The organism is Rubricoccus marinus, from assembly GCF_002257665.1.
Classification (GTDB): Bacteria; Bacteroidota; Rhodothermia; order Rhodothermales; family Rubricoccaceae; genus Rubricoccus; species Rubricoccus marinus.
The window spans coordinates 1,661,924-1,678,064 of sequence record NZ_MQWB01000001.1 but is presented as its reverse complement, the minus strand read 5'-3'; the positions used below and the strand labels follow the sequence as shown (position 1 = coordinate 1,678,064).

The following is a 16,141-nucleotide window of genomic DNA, read 5'->3' as shown; positions in this document are numbered from 1 at the left end:
GGGCGCGCTCGCCAGAGGCCTCTGGCGCTACGACGTGGCGCGCTCGGCTTCGATGCCCCAGAGGACTTCAACAAGCGTTCGGCCGACCTGTGCGAGCGACGCAGCGGACAGCCGGTCCATCGTGTCGGACGTGGTGTGCCACGAGTCGGGGAACGGCGTTTGGATGAGGTCGATCATCGGGATGCCGTTCTGCAGAAACGCGATGTGGTCGTCGTAGATCGGCGCTCCCGTTTCCGGCGCGAAGGCGGTGGCGCCGACGCGCGCAGCGGCGCTCCACACCATCTCGACGACAGCGGGCGCGGCCTGCATGGAGTAGCCTTCCTTCGGAATGCGCAGCGACCGATCCCCGATCATGTCCAGCAGAATCCCGTACGCAGGCCGGTAGCCTGGGTGTTGACGCACAAACGCCGCTGAGCCGAGCGCGTAGGCGACCGCCGACGAGTCCTCACCAAAACCGGGCTCGCCCATGTCTTCGAGGTCGAAGAACACAAGGTCCACGCCGACCGGGGCGGGGTTCTCCGACAGAAGCCGCGCCATTTCGAGGAGCACGGCTACGCCAGAGGCGCCGTCGTTGGCACCGAGGACGGGCTCGAAACGTTTCGTGGGGTCCGGGTCGTTGTCGGCGACGGCGCGGGTGTCCCAGTGCGCGGCGAGCAGCACGCGGCGCTGTGCGGTCGTGTCGAACGACGCGAAGATGTTGGTCCCCTCCATCGTGCGGCCTGCCTCTCGGGGGTGCGGGACCGAGACCGGGAGTTCGGCCACGCGGGCGCCTCTGGCGCGCAGCTGCGCGACGATCCAGGCACGTGTGGAGTCGTGCGCGGGCATGCCGGGAATGCGCGGGCCGAAGGCGACCTGCTCGGCGGCGAGCGCGAGCGCGCGGTCCCCATCGAACGAGGGCCGGGCCTCTGGCGCGGGAGGATCAGACCGGGTCAACGCGATCACGAGAACGATGGCGACGACCAGACCGGCGAGACCTGTGATGAGGATCGCGAGTTTGGACGGCCCTTCGGATACCGGGCTGCTCACGAGGCGAGGGCGAAAAACTGGAGGTCTGCAAAGTCGCCCTCGAGCTTGCCCTCGCAGGACGAGGTGCCCAGGTCTTCGGCGAGGGCGCGAGCATAGGCCAGCGCCTCGGCGTAGCGCACGCGCCGGGCCTCTGGCGCGAGAGGCGTGGCGGCCTCCGGACGGGGCGCGAGCAGCGCGCCGATGCCGAACGCCAGAGGCTCGGCGCGGCCATCGCGATGCGTCCAGGCGCCGGAGTCCACGTCGAAGGTGTAGAACGGCAGGAACGACGTGCCGGACTCGGCCAGGAATCGGACGGCCTCGATGAGGTAATCGGCCTCGGCGTCGTCCATTGTGTAGTGGAAGCCGATGCGCGCCCAGCCGGGCTTGAGGCCGTGGACGCCGCTGAGCGTGCAGGCGCGGTAGCGCTCGCTCGTCTCGGAGTCGATGCCGAGCAGCCGGTGGCCGTACGGCCCGGCGCACGAGCACCCGGCGCGGCTCTGGATGCCGAACAGGTCGTCCAGCAGAACTGTCACCAGCCGTGGGTGCAGAAGAGCGCCAGAGGCGTCTGAGACGTTGAACGAGATGATCCCGAGGCGCACGTCCGGGTCGTCTGGGCCGAGGATCTGGATGCCGTCGATCTCGCGCCATGCGTCCAGTGCGCGCTTGGCAAAGGCGTGCTCGCGCGCGTGGATGGCGTCCACGCCCACGGCGTCCTTGACCTCCATCGCGTAGGCGGCACGCAGGGTCTGGAAAAAGCCGGGGGTGCCGGCGGTCTCGCGCGCTTCGATGTCGTCCGTAAAGTCGTGTCCGTGGCCGCTCACGTAGTCCACCGTGCCGCCGCCCCCGACCGTGGGCGCGAGGTCGGAGCGGTACAGCGCCTCGTCAAAGACGAGGATGCCGCAAGAGCCAGGACCTCCGAGGTACTTGTGCGGCGAGAGGAAAACGGCATCCAGGCGCGCGTCATCATCGCCAGAGGCGGACATGTCGATGTCCACGTAGGGCCCGGCGGCGGCGTAGTCGAACAGCGCGAGGGCGTCATTCCGGCGCAGCACGCGCGCGATCTCGTGGACGGGCGCGACGACGCCCGTCACGTTCGAGGCCGCGGAGAACGAGCCGATCTTGCGGCGCCCCTCCCACTTCGGATCGTTGAGGTTGGCTTCGAGGTCGTCCAGGCACACCTGCCCGTCGCAGTCCAGCGCCACCTCCACGACGGTACAGAGCGCCTCGCGCCACGTGACCTCGTTCGAGTGGTGCTCGTACGGCCCGACGAAGACGACCGGGCCTATGGCGCGGAGGTCGCGGATGAGGTCTTTGGCGCCCTCGGGGCCTCTGGCGTCGGCGAGACGCGAGGCAAGATCGTCCAACGTCGCGGGCGGGATGGCGATGCCGAGGATCTGCTGGAGCTTGTGGATGGCGGCTGTGGAGCCGCTGCCGCAGCAGACGACTTTGCCGCCTGGCCCCGCGCCGACGCAGCGCTTGATGGCGTGCTCCGCTTCGTGGAGGAGGTGCGTGGCCGTGCGGCCCGTCGTGCTGTCCTCCGTGTGTGCGTTGGCGTAGAGGACCGCGAGATCGCGCAAGTGGTCCTCGATAAAGCCGAGCTGACGGCCGCTGGCGGTAAAGTCGGCGTAGACCATGAGCCGCTCGCCAAAGGGCGTCTGGATGGGCGCGTCGATGCCGATGGTGTCGGCGCGGAGCGCCTCAGGGGTCAGGGTCTGCATTACCGTGTGGGATCGCCAGAGGCGCAAACTACGGACCGCAGCGTAGGCTCTCGGCCTTCGCCACGTCAGTTCCGGGTGTGAGCATCGGGCTCGACTTTGGGCGCGCGGAGCCTCCGGCGGACCTCCTCGCGGGGGATCTCGTGGGGAGCGAGGTCGAGCATCAGCGGAGGGCGAATCTGGAAAGGGCGGAGCGGAGCAGCTTGACTGTTTTGTCGTCGAACGCGACGAGGAGGATGCGCATGTCTGGGTCGTTGGCGAGCCGCCACGCCTCGCACGTCTGGACGGCCACCTGCGCGGCCTCCCACTGCGGGTAGCCGTAGGCGCCGGTGGAGATGGCCGGGAACGCAATGGACTCGGCGACTACGCCAGCGGCGAGGTCCAGACTCGCGCGGTAGGCCGACGCCAAGAGTTCAGGCTCGCCGTTCTCGCCGCTTCTCCAGACCGGCCCGACGGCGTGCGCCACGTGCGAAGCGGGCAGCTTGAACCCTTGCGTGAGGATGGCCTCGCCCACAGGACACCGGACTGCGGGCCTGATCTCCGGGATCTTCAGCGTCGCAGCGAGAAGCTCCGGGCCGGCGGCCTTCTGGATCGCGCCGTCCACGCCGCCGCCGCCCGCGAGCGCCCGGTTGGCCGCGTTCACGATCACATCCACGTGCAGCGTCGTGATGTCGCCGCGCCAGAGGCCCGTGATGCCGCCTCTGGCGCGGACACGCTCGCGGACGAGGTCCAGAACGGCGTCCATGCGGTGCTCGTTTGGATCGTCCGGGTAGCCGCCGCCGTGGCGGTGCGCGCGCTGCGCGCGGACGAACTCGATGCGGAGCTCGTCGAGGCTGAGCGCGTCCAGGCCCTCATCGTGCACCCGGTGCATGATCTCCAGGATGCGCTCCTGCCCGGCCTCGCTGTAACCGGAGAACCTGAAAAACGGGTGGCCGATCTCGTCACGTGAGGCCGGGATCCGTGAAGGCGTCAGCGCGACGGTCGGGATGGCGGTGTGGCTCATGCGCTAGAGGCTACGAACGCGCGCGGGCCCGGAGCACGCGGACGAGCGGCAAGGCGCAGACGCCGAACAGGAGCAGCGCGAGGCCCGAGACCGGGAGCCTCCACCCTCTCGCCAGAGCCGGCCATGCGCCCGCGGTCTCTGGCGACGCGCCACGCGACCACGCGAGAAAGGCGTCGCCGACGGGCATCGCGCCGAGCGCGTAGATCCGCCGTCCGTTCAACGCCAGAGGCAGGCCGAAGGCCTCGGCGGTCTGGCTCAGGCCTCTGGCGAGATCGTTGTCCCCGTAGGCCCGCGCCGCGCCGATGGCGACGACGGTCCCCGGCAGGCTCACGCCGAGCGGGATCGGCCCGGAGTCCACGTCGGGCGCGCCGCGCACGCCTTCTGGGTACTCCAGCACGACCGGAAGGCCCAGCCGGGAGGTCACGAAGCGCTCGCGGAAGGCGGCGTACATCTCGCGACCGAACGAGGGGTCGATCTCGGCCATCGTGCGCAGCATGAGCGCCTGCGACGAGCCGCGGTGCCCGGCGAGCGGCGCGCCAGAGGCCGGGTCGGCAGCGTGGCCGATCAGGCCGGTCTCGGGGTCGAGCCTCTGGCGCACGGCGTCCAGCCACCGACGGCGCAGCGGACCGTAGCGGTCGCCGAAGCGCCGGTCGTGGACCGCGAGCGCGGCGACGCCCGCGAGGCCGTCGGCGGGCCAGGCGCGGCCGGGGTAACTCTGGAGGTAGGGCGAGCCGCTGGCGTCCAGCGAGCGCGTGAGCGCCGCGGCGAGCGAGTCCGCGCGAGCACGAAATGCGACGAGTTCGCCAGAGGCCTCGGGCGCGGCGGCGAGGCGTTCGGCGTCGAGCCAGAGCGTCCAGCCGGTCCAGAACGCGCCGTGCGGCGGGTCCATCGCGGCCGGGAATGGCGCGCGGCCCTCTGGCGAGCCGAGGTCGCGGCGCGCGAGGCGGGCGGCGTCGAGTGCGTGCGCGCGGACCTCTGGCGTCACGGACGTATCGCCTGCCACGGCGGCCCACGCGAGGCCGTGCAGGACGCGCGTGAACACGTAGCCCTCGGGAAAGAACGACTGCATCCGCGTGGCCTCTCCCCGCTCGGCCTCGGCGTCCAGGTGCCGCAGCGAGGCGATAAGCGCAGGATCGCCGCGCCCCACACTGCCCGGCGGCGTGCGCCAGAGGCCGGTGAGGACGAACGCGGCGACGAGCAGCCCGACGATTGCGAGCGTGCCGGCGGCGAGGAGCTTTACCGCCTTCATCGCGCCAGAGGCTCGGCGTGTGGCCTCTGGCGACGGCTCACGCCTCCGCCGGCACCCAGCGGCCGCGGTTGACGATGCCCCACGCGCGGCCGGTCATCGGCGCACCGACAAACGGCGTGTTCCTGGACTTGCTCTGGATGTGGCGGGCCTCAAACGTCCAGTCGCTGTCGGCGTCGAAGACGGTCAACTCGGCCTGGGCGCCGACTTCGATTTGGGGCACGTCCAGGCCCAGGATCTCGCGCGGGCGGACGGCGAGCTTGCGGACGGCCTCCGCCAGAGGCAAGATGCCGGGGCGCACGAGTTCGCGGCAGGTGAGGCCCCAGCAGGTTTCGAGCCCGAGGATGCCGAACGGCGCTTCGATGTACTCGACCTCTTTCTCGAACGGCGCGTGCGGCGCGTGGTCCGTCGCGATCACGTCGATCGTCCCGTCGGCCAGGCCGTCTTTGATGGCCTGCACGTCCTCGGCCGTGCGGAGCGGCGGGTGCATCTTGGTGTGCGTGTCGTAGCCGCTGGCGTCGACGGCCTCGTCGGTCAGCGTCCAGTGGTGCGGGCAGGCCTCGGCGGTGATGGGCACGCCGCGGGCCTTGGCGCGGCGCACGATGTCGACGGCGCGCGCGGTCGAGATGTGGCACACGTGGACGTGCCCGCCAGTGAACTCCGCGAGCAGCGCGTCGCGCGCGATCATCGCCTCCTCGGCGAGTCCGGGGATGCCCGGCAGACCGAGCCGCGTGGCGACCGTGCCCTCGTTCATATGGCCGTGGTCGGCGTTGAGCGTCAGGTCCTCCTCGTGTCCGAGGATCGGCGCGCCGAGCGTGCGGGCGTACTCCAGCGCGCGGCGCATGAGGCCGCCGTGCTGGACCGGCGAGCCGTCGTCGGAGAACGCGACGGCGCCGCCTTCCTGCATCCCGCCCATTTCGGCCATCTCCTCGCCGCGGCGGCCTTTGGAGACCGTCCCTATGGGGTGGATCGCCACCGCCAGAGGCCTCTGGCGCGCGACGATGAACTCGACCACGTCGCGCGTCGCGATGGGCGGGTCCGTGTTGGGCATGCAGGCCACGGCGGTGAAGCCGCCCCAGGCGGCGGCGCGGGCGCCGGTTTCGAGCGTTTCCTTGTGCTCCTGACCGGGCTCGCGGAAATGGACGTGCATGTCCATCCATCCGGGCGAGATCATCGCGCCGGTGATGTCCACGGTCTCGGCGCCGCTGGCGTAGAGGTCGGTCCCGATCTCGGCGATCACGCCGTCGCGGATGAGAAGGTCGGCGCGGGTCGTGTCGCCAGAGGCGAGGTCGAGGATCTCGCCACCGGCGAGGAAGAGGTCAGCCATGGGTCGGGAGGGTGCTCGGGAAAGCTACCGCCCCGGACTCACGCGATGCCGATGGCCTCGGCGATCGCGAAGGCGTAGACGCATGCCGCCAGCGGCCAGACGGCGCCTCTGGCGAGAGTAGCGCTGCGCCGGGGCGCGAGGCCGAGCGCCGCGCCGAGCGCCGCCAGCCCCGCGCCGAGCGCGAGCACGCCGAACGACACGTCGAACTGCGGGAGCACGAGACACGAGGCTGCCAGAAGCGCCGCCGCCAGCGATGGGACGCCCAGCCCGAGCCATTGGCCTCTGGCGTAGATCGGCCGCTGCGCGCCCAGCGAGGCATGCGCCCACGCGCCGCCAGAGGCCACAAACGCGAACGCGAACGCGCCGAGGAGTAGGCCGAAAGAGAGTTCCATGGTCAGGACTGGATAAAGGTGCTCTCGCCGAACTCCGCCCCGGCCCCGAGCACGCGGCGGCGGACGAGGTCGAGCGCGAGCGTCGTCGTGACGGCGATGTTGAGCTCGCGATCCGGGAAGAGCCGGAGCTGGAGCGCCCGCTCGCCGCTGGCGTCCGCGATGCCCAGCCAGACCGTCCCGACCGGTTTCTCCTCCGTCCCGCCCGTCGGCCCCGCGACGCCGGTCGTGGCGATGCCGATGTCGGCGCCGAGCCTCTTGCGCGCGCCCCGCGCGAGCGCAATCGCGACGGGTTCGCTGACCGCGCCGTGCGTGTCGAGGTCGTCCTGCGGCACATCCAGCAAATCGGTTTTGGCCTCGTTGCTGTACGCCACGACGGCGCCCTGCGCGTAGCGGCTCGCGCCCGGCACGCTCGTGATCCGCGCCATGAGCGCGCCCCCCGTGCAGCTCTCGCCAGAGGCGATGGTGAGGCCTCTGGCGGCGAGGAGTTCGCCCACGACCTCTTCTAGACTGGTCTGGCCTTCGCCGAAAACGAGCGATCCCAACCGCTCTCGCAACGCCTCGGCGGCGCGGTCCACGCGCGCCTGGGCTTCGTCGGCGTCCTCGCCTCTGGCGGTAACGCGGAGGCGGACCGTGCCGAGCGATGGCAAGAACGCGAGCCCGACGCTCGGCCCCAGGAGGGTTTCGAGATCGCCCAGGTCGTCCGCGATGTCGCTTTCACCGCGGCCGGCTGTGAGCAGCGTGCGGTGCTTGACCGCCCCCGGGCGCCGTTCGTGGATGTGCGGCTCCACGCTGTCCTCGAAGATGGCCTTCATCTCGTAGGGCACGCCCGGCATCAACGCGATCATCTGCCGCCGCCCCTCTACCTCTCGCTCGCCCCACAGGCCGGGCGCGGCGCCGCGCGGATTCGCCAGAGGCTCGAAGCCCGCGGGCACGTCGGCCATGCTGCGGCGCGAGGCCGTCAGCGTGCGGCCTCTGGCGGTGTAACGCTGCTCCAAAAGTGCCTCGATCTTGGCGTCGCGGATCAGCTCGGCGCCGAAGTACTCCGCGACGAGTTGCTTGGTGATGTCGTCGTGCGTCGGCCCGAGGCCGCCGGTGACGATGACCAGTTCGCCATCTTCGTAAGCGCGGTCCAGCGCGGTCAGGATCACCTCCCGCTCGTCGCCGACCGTCTCGGAGCGGACCACGTCCACGCCCGCGAGCGCCAGCCGGTCGCCCAGCCACGCCGCGTTGGTGTTGACGATCTGGCCGAGCAAAATCTCGTCGCCGATGGTCAGAAGGACAGCTTTCATGCGCGGGCAACAGGCGGTGGGCGGGACGCGCCAGGGCGGAAGCCTCTGGCGCCAGAGGCCGCCTACGCGCCGCCGCGCGCGCGGCTCCACGCCTCGGGATCGCGCCGCCACTCTTCCAATGCCGCGAGGTCGTCGGCGCTGATCTCGCCTGAGGCCTGAGCCACGTCGAGAAGTGCCGGGAAGTCCGTGAGCGTGCGGAGCGTGAACCCGGCGTCCGAGATGGCGTCGGCCGCGGCGTCCAGGCCGTAGGTGAAGACCGCCAGGACCGTCTGTACGACCGCGCCCTCATCCCGCAGCGCCTCTACGGCGTCAATCACGGAGCCGCCCGTCGAGACCAGGTCCTCGACCACGAGCACGCGCTCACCGGGCTCGATGCGGCCCTCGATCTTGTTGGTCTTGCCGTGGCCCTTCGCGCTGGAGCGCACGTAGCTGAGCGGGAGCCCCAGGCGGTCCGCCAGAAGCGTCGCGTGCGGGATCCCGGCCGTGGCAGTTCCGGAGACGCCAGCGGCTCCTCCCGCGCGGTCGGCGAGCGTCACGAAGCCCTCAACGAGCCTCCGGCGCACGTCGGGGTACGAGAGCGTGAGCCGGTTGTCGGTGTAGATGGGCGAGAGGCGGCCGCTGGCCCAGGTGAACGGGTCAGACGGCTGGAGCGAGACGGCGCCGATGCGGAGCAGGTCTCGGGCAATGTCGGAGGGCGTGTGCATGAGCGTCGGGGGTGCGCCCGAAGGTCACGCCGCGGCGGCGGTGCCCGCAAGCGCTTCCGTCGAAAGACGGCCTCTGGCGCCAGAGGCGTCGGTAGGTTTAGGCCTCTCCCTTCTCGACACCCGCTCCGCGCCGATATGTCCCTGATCGTCAACGTCCACGCCCGCCAGATCCTCGACAGCCGAGGCAACCCCACCGTCGAGGTCGATGTGCTCACCGAGAACGGCGCGCTGGGCCGCGCGGCCGTTCCCTCCGGCGCTTCTACCGGCGAATACGAAGCCGTCGAGCTTCGTGATGGCGGCGACGACTGGATGGGCAAGGGCGTCTCCAAAGCCGTCGCGAACGTCAACGACGAGATCGCGCCCGAGATCGAAGGCTTCAGCGTGATGGACCAGGCCGCGCTCGACGCCGCCCTGATCGCCATCGACGGGACGGAGAACAAGAGCAAGCTGGGCGCGAACGCCCTGCTCGGGGTCTCGCTCGCGGTCGCTCGCGCGGCGGCGCAAGAGGCCGGCCTGCCGCTCTACGCCTACATCGGCGGTGCCGGCGCCCGCCGCCTGCCCGTCCCGATGATGAACATCATCAACGGCGGCTCCCACGCCGACAACTCGGTGGACTTCCAGGAGTTTATGGTGATGGCCGCTGGCGCCACGTCGTTCAGCGAGGGTCTGCGGATGGGCGTCGAGACCTTCCACCACCTCAAAAAGGTGCTCTCTGCCAGAGGCTACAGCACGGCCGTGGGCGACGAGGGCGGCTTCGCGCCCAATCTCAAGAGCAACGAGGAGGCCATCGAGGTCATCCTGGAGGCTATCGACAAGGCAGGCTACACTGCCGGCGAAGACATCTACATCGCGTTGGACCCCGCCGCGAGCGAGTTCTACGACGCCGACGCCAGAGGCGGAAAAGGTGCCTACGTCTTCCACAAGTCCGACGGCCGCGAACTCTCCAGCGAGGAGATGGTCGACTACTGGGCCGCGTGGGCCGAGGAGTACCCCATCATTTCCATCGAGGACGCGATGGACGAGAATGACTGGGACGGCTGGGGCGCGCTGACCGAGCGCTGCGGCGACAGCATCCAACTCGTCGGCGACGACCTCTTCGTGACCAACACAAAGCGCTTGCAGCGCGGCATCGACGAGGACGTGGCGAACGCGCTGCTCGTCAAGCCCAACCAGATCGGCACGCTGACCGAGACGATGGACGCCGTCGAGCTCGCACACCGCTTCGGCTACGCGTCGGTGATGAGCCACCGCTCGGGCGAGACCGAGGACACGACCATCGCCGACCTCGCGGTCGCGCTGGGTTGCGGGCAGATCAAGACCGGCTCGGCCTCGCGCTCGGACCGCATGGCGAAGTACAACCAGCTTCTCCGCATCGAGGAGCTTCTCGGCGCCAGCGCCATCTATCCCGGGATCGACGCATTTCGGTTTTAGAGGATGAGGCCACTGGCGAGCAGCCAGTGGCAGATGAATCCGAGCCTCTGGCGTGAGTTGAGCCCTCGTTCCTCTCGCGCCAGAGGCTTTGTTGTATCTGCTCGGGTGAATCCATCGCGCGGAGGCGCCGGCGGCGCGGCACCGCGCCAGAGGCTCCGTATCCTGCGGGGCGCGTCGGCTGGACCGTCGCTCCAATAGGGCCTCGGCCTCTGGCGGAGAGGAAAGTCCGGACACCGAAGGGCACCCCGCTCCATGAAAATGGAGGCGCCAGAGGCGTAGGCCTCCGGTGACGGCATGTGCAGCAGAAAACAGACCAGCCGATGGCCTTCGGGCACAGGTGATGGGTGAAACGGTGGGGTAAGAGCCCACCAGCGCGTTCGGGCGACCGGCGCGGCTGGGTAAACCCCGGGGGGTGCAAGGCCACGCAGCGTTCCCTCTCTCGCGAGAGGCCAGGCGGCCCGCCTGGAGCGACGCGGGTAGGCCGCGCAGATAGATGACGGTCCACCGCTAGGGCGCGCCTCTGGCGGGGACAGAATCCGGCTTACAGGCCGACGCGCACGAGCGGCGTCCGGGGACTCCCCTGGGCGCCGCTCTTTTGTAGGCCGCCTCTGGCGCTGCAAGCACCCGTGGAACGAACGCTAGAGGCTTACGCGAAACGAGGCCGCCCCCGGCATGGGAGCGGCCTCGTGAGTCGGTCGCGGAGCGGCTGTTACTCGGTCTCCGCAGGCGCGGCGTCTGCTGGCGCAGCGTCGGCCGGTGCAGCGTCAGGGGACGGGGGCGCGCTTGGCGTCTCGCCGGGGACCTCGGGGCCGGGGGCGCCAGGGGTCGTCGGCAGTGGCGTTGCGGCGGGGAGATCGCCGGCCTGATCTGCGGCCTGCTCGAAGGCGGACGGGTCCTGCACCTGCTCGTCGCCGGTGAAGAACGTCGTCGCAAGCGAGAGGAAGAGGAAAAGAGAGCCGAGCGCCCACGTCGCCTTTTCCAGGAGGTCCGGGGCCTGGCGCGCGCCGAGGATCTGCGTGGTCTGCCCACCGCCGATGCCGGAGAGGCCGCCGCCCTTCCCGCTCTGGAGCAACACCACCACCGAAAGCAAGACGGCGATGATCAGAATGAGGATGACGATAAAGATGAACATCGAGAGTGCCGGAGCGGGTAAAGCCCGAAGCTACGAACGCCTCTGGCGAGGGCTTGCCGCAAAGGGGTGTGAAGATGAAGCGCTCCGCAGAAAGGAGACGATGCTGCTTCTGAGGGTGGCGAACCCATGTGGGCGATGCCGCGCTGCGCCTCAGACGCTTACTCCTCGCCTCTGGCGTCCAGGTGCGCCTGGGCGAGCAGGAGAGCCACGCAGGTCTTGCTATCCAAGATGTTGCCCGCGCGCGCCATCTCCACCGCCTCCGCCAGAGGCATCCTCACGGGCGCGACGAACTCGTCGTCGTCGGCTCCAGCGACGCCGTCGCTGAGGCCTTCGGCGAGAAAGAGGTGGATGACCTCGTTGGAGTAGCCGATGCACGGGTAGGTCACGCCGAGCGGTGTAAACGTTTCGGCGCGTATCCCGGCCTCCTCTTCCAACTCACGCGCGGCCAGCGCCTCTGGCGCCTCGCCCGGGCGGTCGAACTTGCCCGCGGGCGCTTCCAAGAACTCACGCCGCGGGGGGTAACGGAACTGCCGAAGCAAGACGGTGTCGCCGTTGGCATACAGCGGGATCACTGCCGAGGCGCCCGGGTGCTCGATCCACTCTCGCCCCGACGTTTCACCATCGGGCAACCGCACTTCGTCGCGCCGGACGTGGAGGAGGACGCCGTCATAGACCGGCTCAGAAGAGATCGTCGTTTCGGTCAGGTTCATCGTGGGGATCGTGGAGCTCGATGTGGAAAGATCGCGGCTGAGCGGGCCTCTGGCGTTTAGGAGATGATGCGTACTGCGCGACGCGCAGAGAAGACCTTCCGTCCCACTACCGACGCCAGAGGCCGACCGGAGGAATGGCGCCCGCTGGAACAAAAACCGCCGCTCCCCTCACGCATTACGCATTACGCATTACAGCCCCACACCCAACCCAATGTGGACCTTGCCTCTGGCGGCGGGGAGATCCGGGTTGAGCGCATAGGTGAGGCGCACGAGTCCAAGTCCAGTGTCGAGTTGGGCGCCGAGACCGTACCCGGGAAGAACCCGCGTCTCGCCGGGCTCGCCCGCCAGAGGCGGACGGCGGACAACGCCGAGGTCCCCGAACGCGAAGGCGAACGCGTCACCGCCCAGCAGGAAGCGGGCCTCTGCAAGAAGCCTCCCCACGGCATCGCCCAAGAGCGCGTCCTCATCGTAGCCGCGCAATGAGGTCGCCCCGCCATACCGGATCAGTTCGCCCTCATCGGCGCCGATCAAGCCGCCGCCAGAGTCCAGGCCTCTGGCGTTGAGAATCAGTTGCGCGTCGGCGCCCGCGGCGCCGACGAGGCGGCCCGCAAGAGGCAGGTAGCCGCGTGCGGACACGTCCAGGCGCTGCTGGCTAAAGCGCGTCGGCGTGGGGGCCTCTGGCGCGGCGCCGCGCGTGCGGACGCCCTGCTCCACGAGCGTCGCGATCTGGAGTCCACGGCGGGGCGCCAGAGGCGCGTCGGTATCGTCATACCGGAGCGCGACGCCGACGAACCCGGCGCTGGAGCGGCGGACGCGGGGCAGGCCGTCCAGACCAATCCTGGCGCCCGCCCGGCCCGGCTGCACCGACTCGCCGGCGAGCGTTAACGCCGCGCGTACGCTCGCGCCGAGCCGCGCGCCCACCTCGCCACGGAGCCTCTGGCGGTTGTAGGTGGAATCGCGCGACTCCCCTTCGAACGCGACGGCCGCCGCCAGAGGCAAACCGAACACGAAGGGATCGCGCGCGGAGGCCGAGAAGCGCGAGGCGAGGCCCGGGTTGCGGTCCAGCGACAGGCTCAGCGCGCGTCCGCCGCCAAACGGCCCGAGAAGTTCCACGCGTCCGCTCCCGACCACTTGGCCCGATTGCCCCGCCGCTGGCGGCAAGTAGCCTAGCACCACGTCGGCACGTCCAGGCGGGCCGCTCTCAACCGGGATCTGCAGCACGAGCGTCCCGTCGGCGTCGCGCGCGAGCGTGGGCTGCCCTACCGCCGCAAACGCGCCAGAGGCCCGGACCGAGCGCCGGACGGCCTCTGGCGTGATCCCGTCCAAGGGCGCACCGAGGCGGACGCCAGAGGCTCGCGCCGCAAACCGGTCCGTGACGCGAGAGCCGCCTGTAATAGCGACGCGCCCGATGGGCTCTCGCCGCCCCTCGCGCACGCGGATCGTGACCTCGTAGCCCGGCGGTGTGCCCGCTACCCCCGCCAGAGGCTCGATCCGCGCGTCGGCGTAGCCGCGCCAGCGCAGCGCCTCGGCGAGCCGTTCGAGATCGGCGGCGAGCGCCTCTGGCGCAAGAGGCGCACCCTCGCGGGTGGCCCATCCAGTCTGCAGTCCATCCGTCGAGATGGAATCCGCGATGAGCGCGAGCGAGCGGACAAGCACGCGCGGGCCCGGCGTAACGTGTATGGCCTCTGGCGTGATGGAGTCGACGCGGGCAAAGGCGTACCCCTGGCGGGCGAGCACGTCTTGCGCATCTGGGGCGTCTACTGCCACGCCGAGGGAGTCGCCAGAGGCCAGGACCGGGAGGGGTTGAGCGTTCGCGCCAGAGGCGGCGCAGGCCGCGAGCGCGAACCACGCGAGGGCACCGAGGACGCTCCGTATCTTGGCGCGTCCCCCCTCTCGTGCCGTGCTTCGCCTCGCTGCTCTCGCTGTCCTCATCGTTTCCGGTGGCCTCGCCGCGCAACATGCGCAGGCCGGAGAACGGCCCGCCGTCGCGGATGGTGCCGAACCTACCGTTGCGGACACGCTGCGGTACACCGTAACAGCCGGCTCGCCTCTGATCGTCGCGCTCCCAGTTCTGCACGAGGGGCGCAGCGCTACCTACCGTCTGCTGGACGCCCCGGCGCTTTCGTGGCTCGTAGACCGCTCCTTCCTCTGGCGCACGACGCCGTCCGAGCGAGGGACGCTGCCGGTGCAGATCGAGCGGACCGTTGAGGGCGCCGGCGTGGACCGGCTCGTGCTGATGGTCGAGATCCGACCATCGTGACCAAACGAGCGGCGAAGCACACGCCTCTGGCGAACGCGCTGCTGGAGCAGGTCACCGACCGCCACCTTGCGGCCTTCCACGATGCCCTCGGCGCGTGGTTCGAGGCGCACCGGCGTCCCATGCCGTGGCGCGAGGCCGACGAGACAGGCGTACGCAACCCCTACCGCGTGTGGGTCTCGGAGGTGATGCTGCAGCAGACCCGCGTCGACACCGCCGTTCCGTACTTCGAGCGCTTTATGGAAGCGTTCCCCACGCCAGAGGCCCTGGCGAGCGCGGATCAGGACGCCGTCCTCAAGCGCTGGGAAGGATTGGGCTATTACTCGCGAGCCCGCAACCTCCACCGCGCGGCGCAGCAGATCGTCGCCGAGCACGGCGGCGCGTTTCCAGCCGACGAAGACGCCGTGCGCGCCCTCCCTGGCGTCGGGCCGTACACCGCCGCCGCGGTCCTCTCACTCGCGTTCGGTCAGCCTCTGGCGGTGCTGGACGGGAACGTGATCCGCGTTCTCGCGCGCGTGTTCGCCGTCGAGCAGGATTCGCGTGCGCCCGTCACCCGCAAAGCGCTTCAAGACCTCGCGACGGGCCTGCTCGACAGAGAGCGCCCTGCCCGCTTTAACGAGTCCGTGATGGAACTGGGCGCAACGGTCTGCACGCCGCGCTCGCCCGCTTGCGCCGTTTGCCCTCTGGCGACCGTGTGCGCCGCGCGCGCTGGAGGAGACCCCGAGGCGTTCCCGGTGGTGAGCAAGCGCAAACCCGTCCCGCACCAGACCGTCGCGGTCGCCCTGATCACCGACGGCGACGGTCGCCTCCTTATCCAGCGACGTCCCGAGGACGCCATGCTGGGCGGGCTCTGGGAGTTCCCCGGCGGCAAGGTGGAGCCCAGCGAAACCGCGCCAGAGGCCTGCGCGCGCGAAGTGGCGGAGGAGCTAAGCCTGAGCGTGGACGTCGGCCCCGAGGTCGCACGCGTGGACCACGCGTACTCGCACTTCACGGTCACGCTCCACGCCTTCCGGTGCACGCTCTCGCCAGAGGCGCCGCCCGCCGGTACCTCTGGCGAGCCTGTTAGCGCCAGCGGCGAGCCCGTCCAGTGGGTGCGGCCCGACCAACTGGACGATTTCGCCTTCCCTCGCGCCAACCGAAAGATTCTGGACGCCATCCAGGCGGCATCGCGGCAACCTTCGCTGTTCTAGCGGCAACTCCGCTCGCCTCTTTTTCGTTCGGCCTCAAACGCCAGCCCGCCCCATGGACTCCTCTCTCCTCGAACTCATCTGGATCCTCGGCGTCGCGGGGTTCTACCTGTGGAACGCGGTGCGCAAGAACAAGGCGAAGGCTCAAAGGCAGAGCACCGCCGAGCCCGTCGCCTCTGGCGAGACGCGTGGCGCGACGCCGTTCCAGGACTTCATGCGCCAGATGGACGAGGCCATGCGCGAGGCCGCTGGCGAGACCGTCGAGACGCGAGAGGTCGAGAAGCCCCTGGAGTCTCCGGACACGCTGGAAGCCAAGCCGGTCCCCTCCTCCACGGTCCCGGCGTCCAGAATTCCCGCGTCGCGCGTCGAGGAATTCCACGCGCAAGGATCGTTTGGCGCCGAGCGCGACTTCTCCAGCGCCGCCCAAACGCCCCACGAGGTCCACGGCTATGGCCTGGACAGCCCGTTCTCGGAAGAACGCTTTGAGCGCCTTCCCCGAGGGCGCGACGTGACCGAGCACCCGCCCGGCCACCTCGATGCCGGCGCGCACGGCCGCGCACGGCCGCTGCCCCGCCGCCTCTCGGTCGCCGGCCAGTGGCGCGAGCGGCTTCGCGATCCAAAGGAAGCGCAGGACGCGCTCGTGCTCTCGGAGATCTTTGGCGGACCGTGGAAAGCGCGGCGCCCGCACAAACGCTAAACGGGCCGCCCGGTCTCCCGAGCGGCCCGCTGCGGCCTCTGGCGCC

15 protein-coding genes and 1 other RNA gene are annotated in these 16,141 nt (G+C 70.1%); 5 read left to right on the top strand and 11 right to left on the bottom strand.

Annotated features, from left to right (window positions below; translation table 11 throughout):
* Positions 1 to 27: 27 nt before the first annotated feature.
* The 8 genes from BSZ36_RS06965 to pyrE all read right to left on the bottom strand — a co-directional run bounded on the left by BSZ36_RS06965 (position 28) and on the right by pyrE (position 8,681).
* Entirely contained in the window at positions 28 to 1,026 is a 999-nt protein-coding gene (locus BSZ36_RS06965; protein WP_094547289.1) for a M28 family peptidase, read from the bottom strand.
* The gene (locus BSZ36_RS06960; protein WP_218827597.1) at positions 1,023 to 2,723 is read right to left on the bottom strand and encodes an aminotransferase class V-fold PLP-dependent enzyme; all 1,701 of its coding nucleotides are present in this window, start codon (positions 2,721 to 2,723) and stop codon (positions 1,023 to 1,025) included. The genes BSZ36_RS06965 and BSZ36_RS06960 overlap by 4 nt, the downstream gene beginning before the upstream one ends.
* 160 nt (positions 2,724 to 2,883) lie before the next feature.
* Entirely contained in the window at positions 2,884 to 3,465 is a 582-nt protein-coding gene (locus tag BSZ36_RS06955) for a macro domain-containing protein (RefSeq protein WP_094551220.1), read from the bottom strand.
* A gap of 268 nt (positions 3,466 to 3,733) precedes the next feature.
* A complete protein-coding gene (locus BSZ36_RS06950; protein ID WP_094547287.1) occupies positions 3,734 to 4,972 on the bottom strand; it encodes a hypothetical protein in 1,239 nt (412 codons plus the stop codon).
* A 37-nt stretch (positions 4,973 to 5,009) separates the two neighbouring features.
* On the bottom strand, positions 5,010 to 6,296 hold the full coding sequence (locus BSZ36_RS06945; protein WP_094547285.1) for a dihydroorotase: 1,287 nt from the start codon (positions 6,294 to 6,296) through the stop codon (positions 5,010 to 5,012).
* Positions 6,297 to 6,334: 38 nt separating this feature from the next.
* Positions 6,335 to 6,688, bottom strand: coding sequence for a hypothetical protein (locus BSZ36_RS06940; protein WP_094547283.1), 354 nt, complete (start codon positions 6,686 to 6,688; stop codon positions 6,335 to 6,337).
* 2 nt (positions 6,689 to 6,690) lie between these two features.
* Positions 6,691 to 7,977: a competence/damage-inducible protein A gene (locus BSZ36_RS06935; RefSeq protein ID WP_094547281.1), complete on the bottom strand. Its 1,287-nt coding sequence runs from the start codon at positions 7,975 to 7,977 to the stop codon at positions 6,691 to 6,693.
* Between the two features lie 62 nt (positions 7,978 to 8,039).
* The gene (gene pyrE, locus BSZ36_RS06930) at positions 8,040 to 8,681 is read right to left on the bottom strand and encodes an orotate phosphoribosyltransferase (protein ID WP_094547279.1); all 642 of its coding nucleotides are present in this window, start codon (positions 8,679 to 8,681) and stop codon (positions 8,040 to 8,042) included.
* 135 nt (positions 8,682 to 8,816) lie between these two features.
* On the opposite strand from pyrE, the gene eno reads away from it, so the two are divergent.
* Together eno and rnpB are read left to right on the top strand one after the other, a co-directional pair.
* A complete protein-coding gene (gene eno / locus BSZ36_RS06925; RefSeq protein ID WP_094547277.1) occupies positions 8,817 to 10,112 on the top strand; it encodes a phosphopyruvate hydratase in 1,296 nt (431 codons plus the stop codon).
* Between the two features lie 170 nt (positions 10,113 to 10,282).
* An RNA gene (gene rnpB / locus BSZ36_RS06920) (RNase P RNA component class A) lies at positions 10,283 to 10,672 on the top strand.
* A 149-nt stretch (positions 10,673 to 10,821) separates the two neighbouring features.
* Here rnpB and secG read toward each other — a convergent pair.
* The 3 genes from secG to BSZ36_RS06905 all read right to left on the bottom strand — a co-directional run bounded on the left by secG (position 10,822) and on the right by BSZ36_RS06905 (position 13,721).
* On the bottom strand, positions 10,822 to 11,244 hold the full coding sequence (gene secG, locus BSZ36_RS19685) for a preprotein translocase subunit SecG (protein WP_094547275.1): 423 nt from the start codon (positions 11,242 to 11,244) through the stop codon (positions 10,822 to 10,824).
* Between the two features lie 158 nt (positions 11,245 to 11,402).
* The gene (locus tag BSZ36_RS06910) at positions 11,403 to 11,954 is read right to left on the bottom strand and encodes an NUDIX domain-containing protein (protein WP_094547273.1); all 552 of its coding nucleotides are present in this window, start codon (positions 11,952 to 11,954) and stop codon (positions 11,403 to 11,405) included.
* A gap of 189 nt (positions 11,955 to 12,143) precedes the next feature.
* Entirely contained in the window at positions 12,144 to 13,721 is a 1,578-nt protein-coding gene (locus tag BSZ36_RS06905) for a POTRA domain-containing protein (RefSeq protein WP_179271064.1), read from the bottom strand.
* A 133-nt stretch (positions 13,722 to 13,854) separates the two neighbouring features.
* On the opposite strand from BSZ36_RS06905, the gene BSZ36_RS06900 reads away from it, so the two are divergent.
* The 3 genes from BSZ36_RS06900 to BSZ36_RS06890 are packed head-to-tail and all read left to right on the top strand — an operon-like array spanning position 13,855 to position 16,095.
* The gene (locus tag BSZ36_RS06900; RefSeq protein ID WP_094547269.1) at positions 13,855 to 14,214 is read left to right on the top strand and encodes a hypothetical protein; all 360 of its coding nucleotides are present in this window, start codon (positions 13,855 to 13,857) and stop codon (positions 14,212 to 14,214) included.
* On the top strand, positions 14,211 to 15,401 hold the full coding sequence (gene mutY / locus BSZ36_RS06895) for an A/G-specific adenine glycosylase (RefSeq protein ID WP_218827595.1): 1,191 nt from the start codon (positions 14,211 to 14,213) through the stop codon (positions 15,399 to 15,401). The genes BSZ36_RS06900 and mutY overlap by 4 nt, the downstream gene beginning before the upstream one ends.
* Positions 15,402 to 15,453: 52 nt before the next feature.
* Positions 15,454 to 16,095, top strand: coding sequence for a hypothetical protein (locus BSZ36_RS06890; RefSeq protein WP_094547268.1), 642 nt, complete (start codon positions 15,454 to 15,456; stop codon positions 16,093 to 16,095).
* The last annotated feature ends 46 nt before the right edge of the window (positions 16,096 to 16,141 follow it).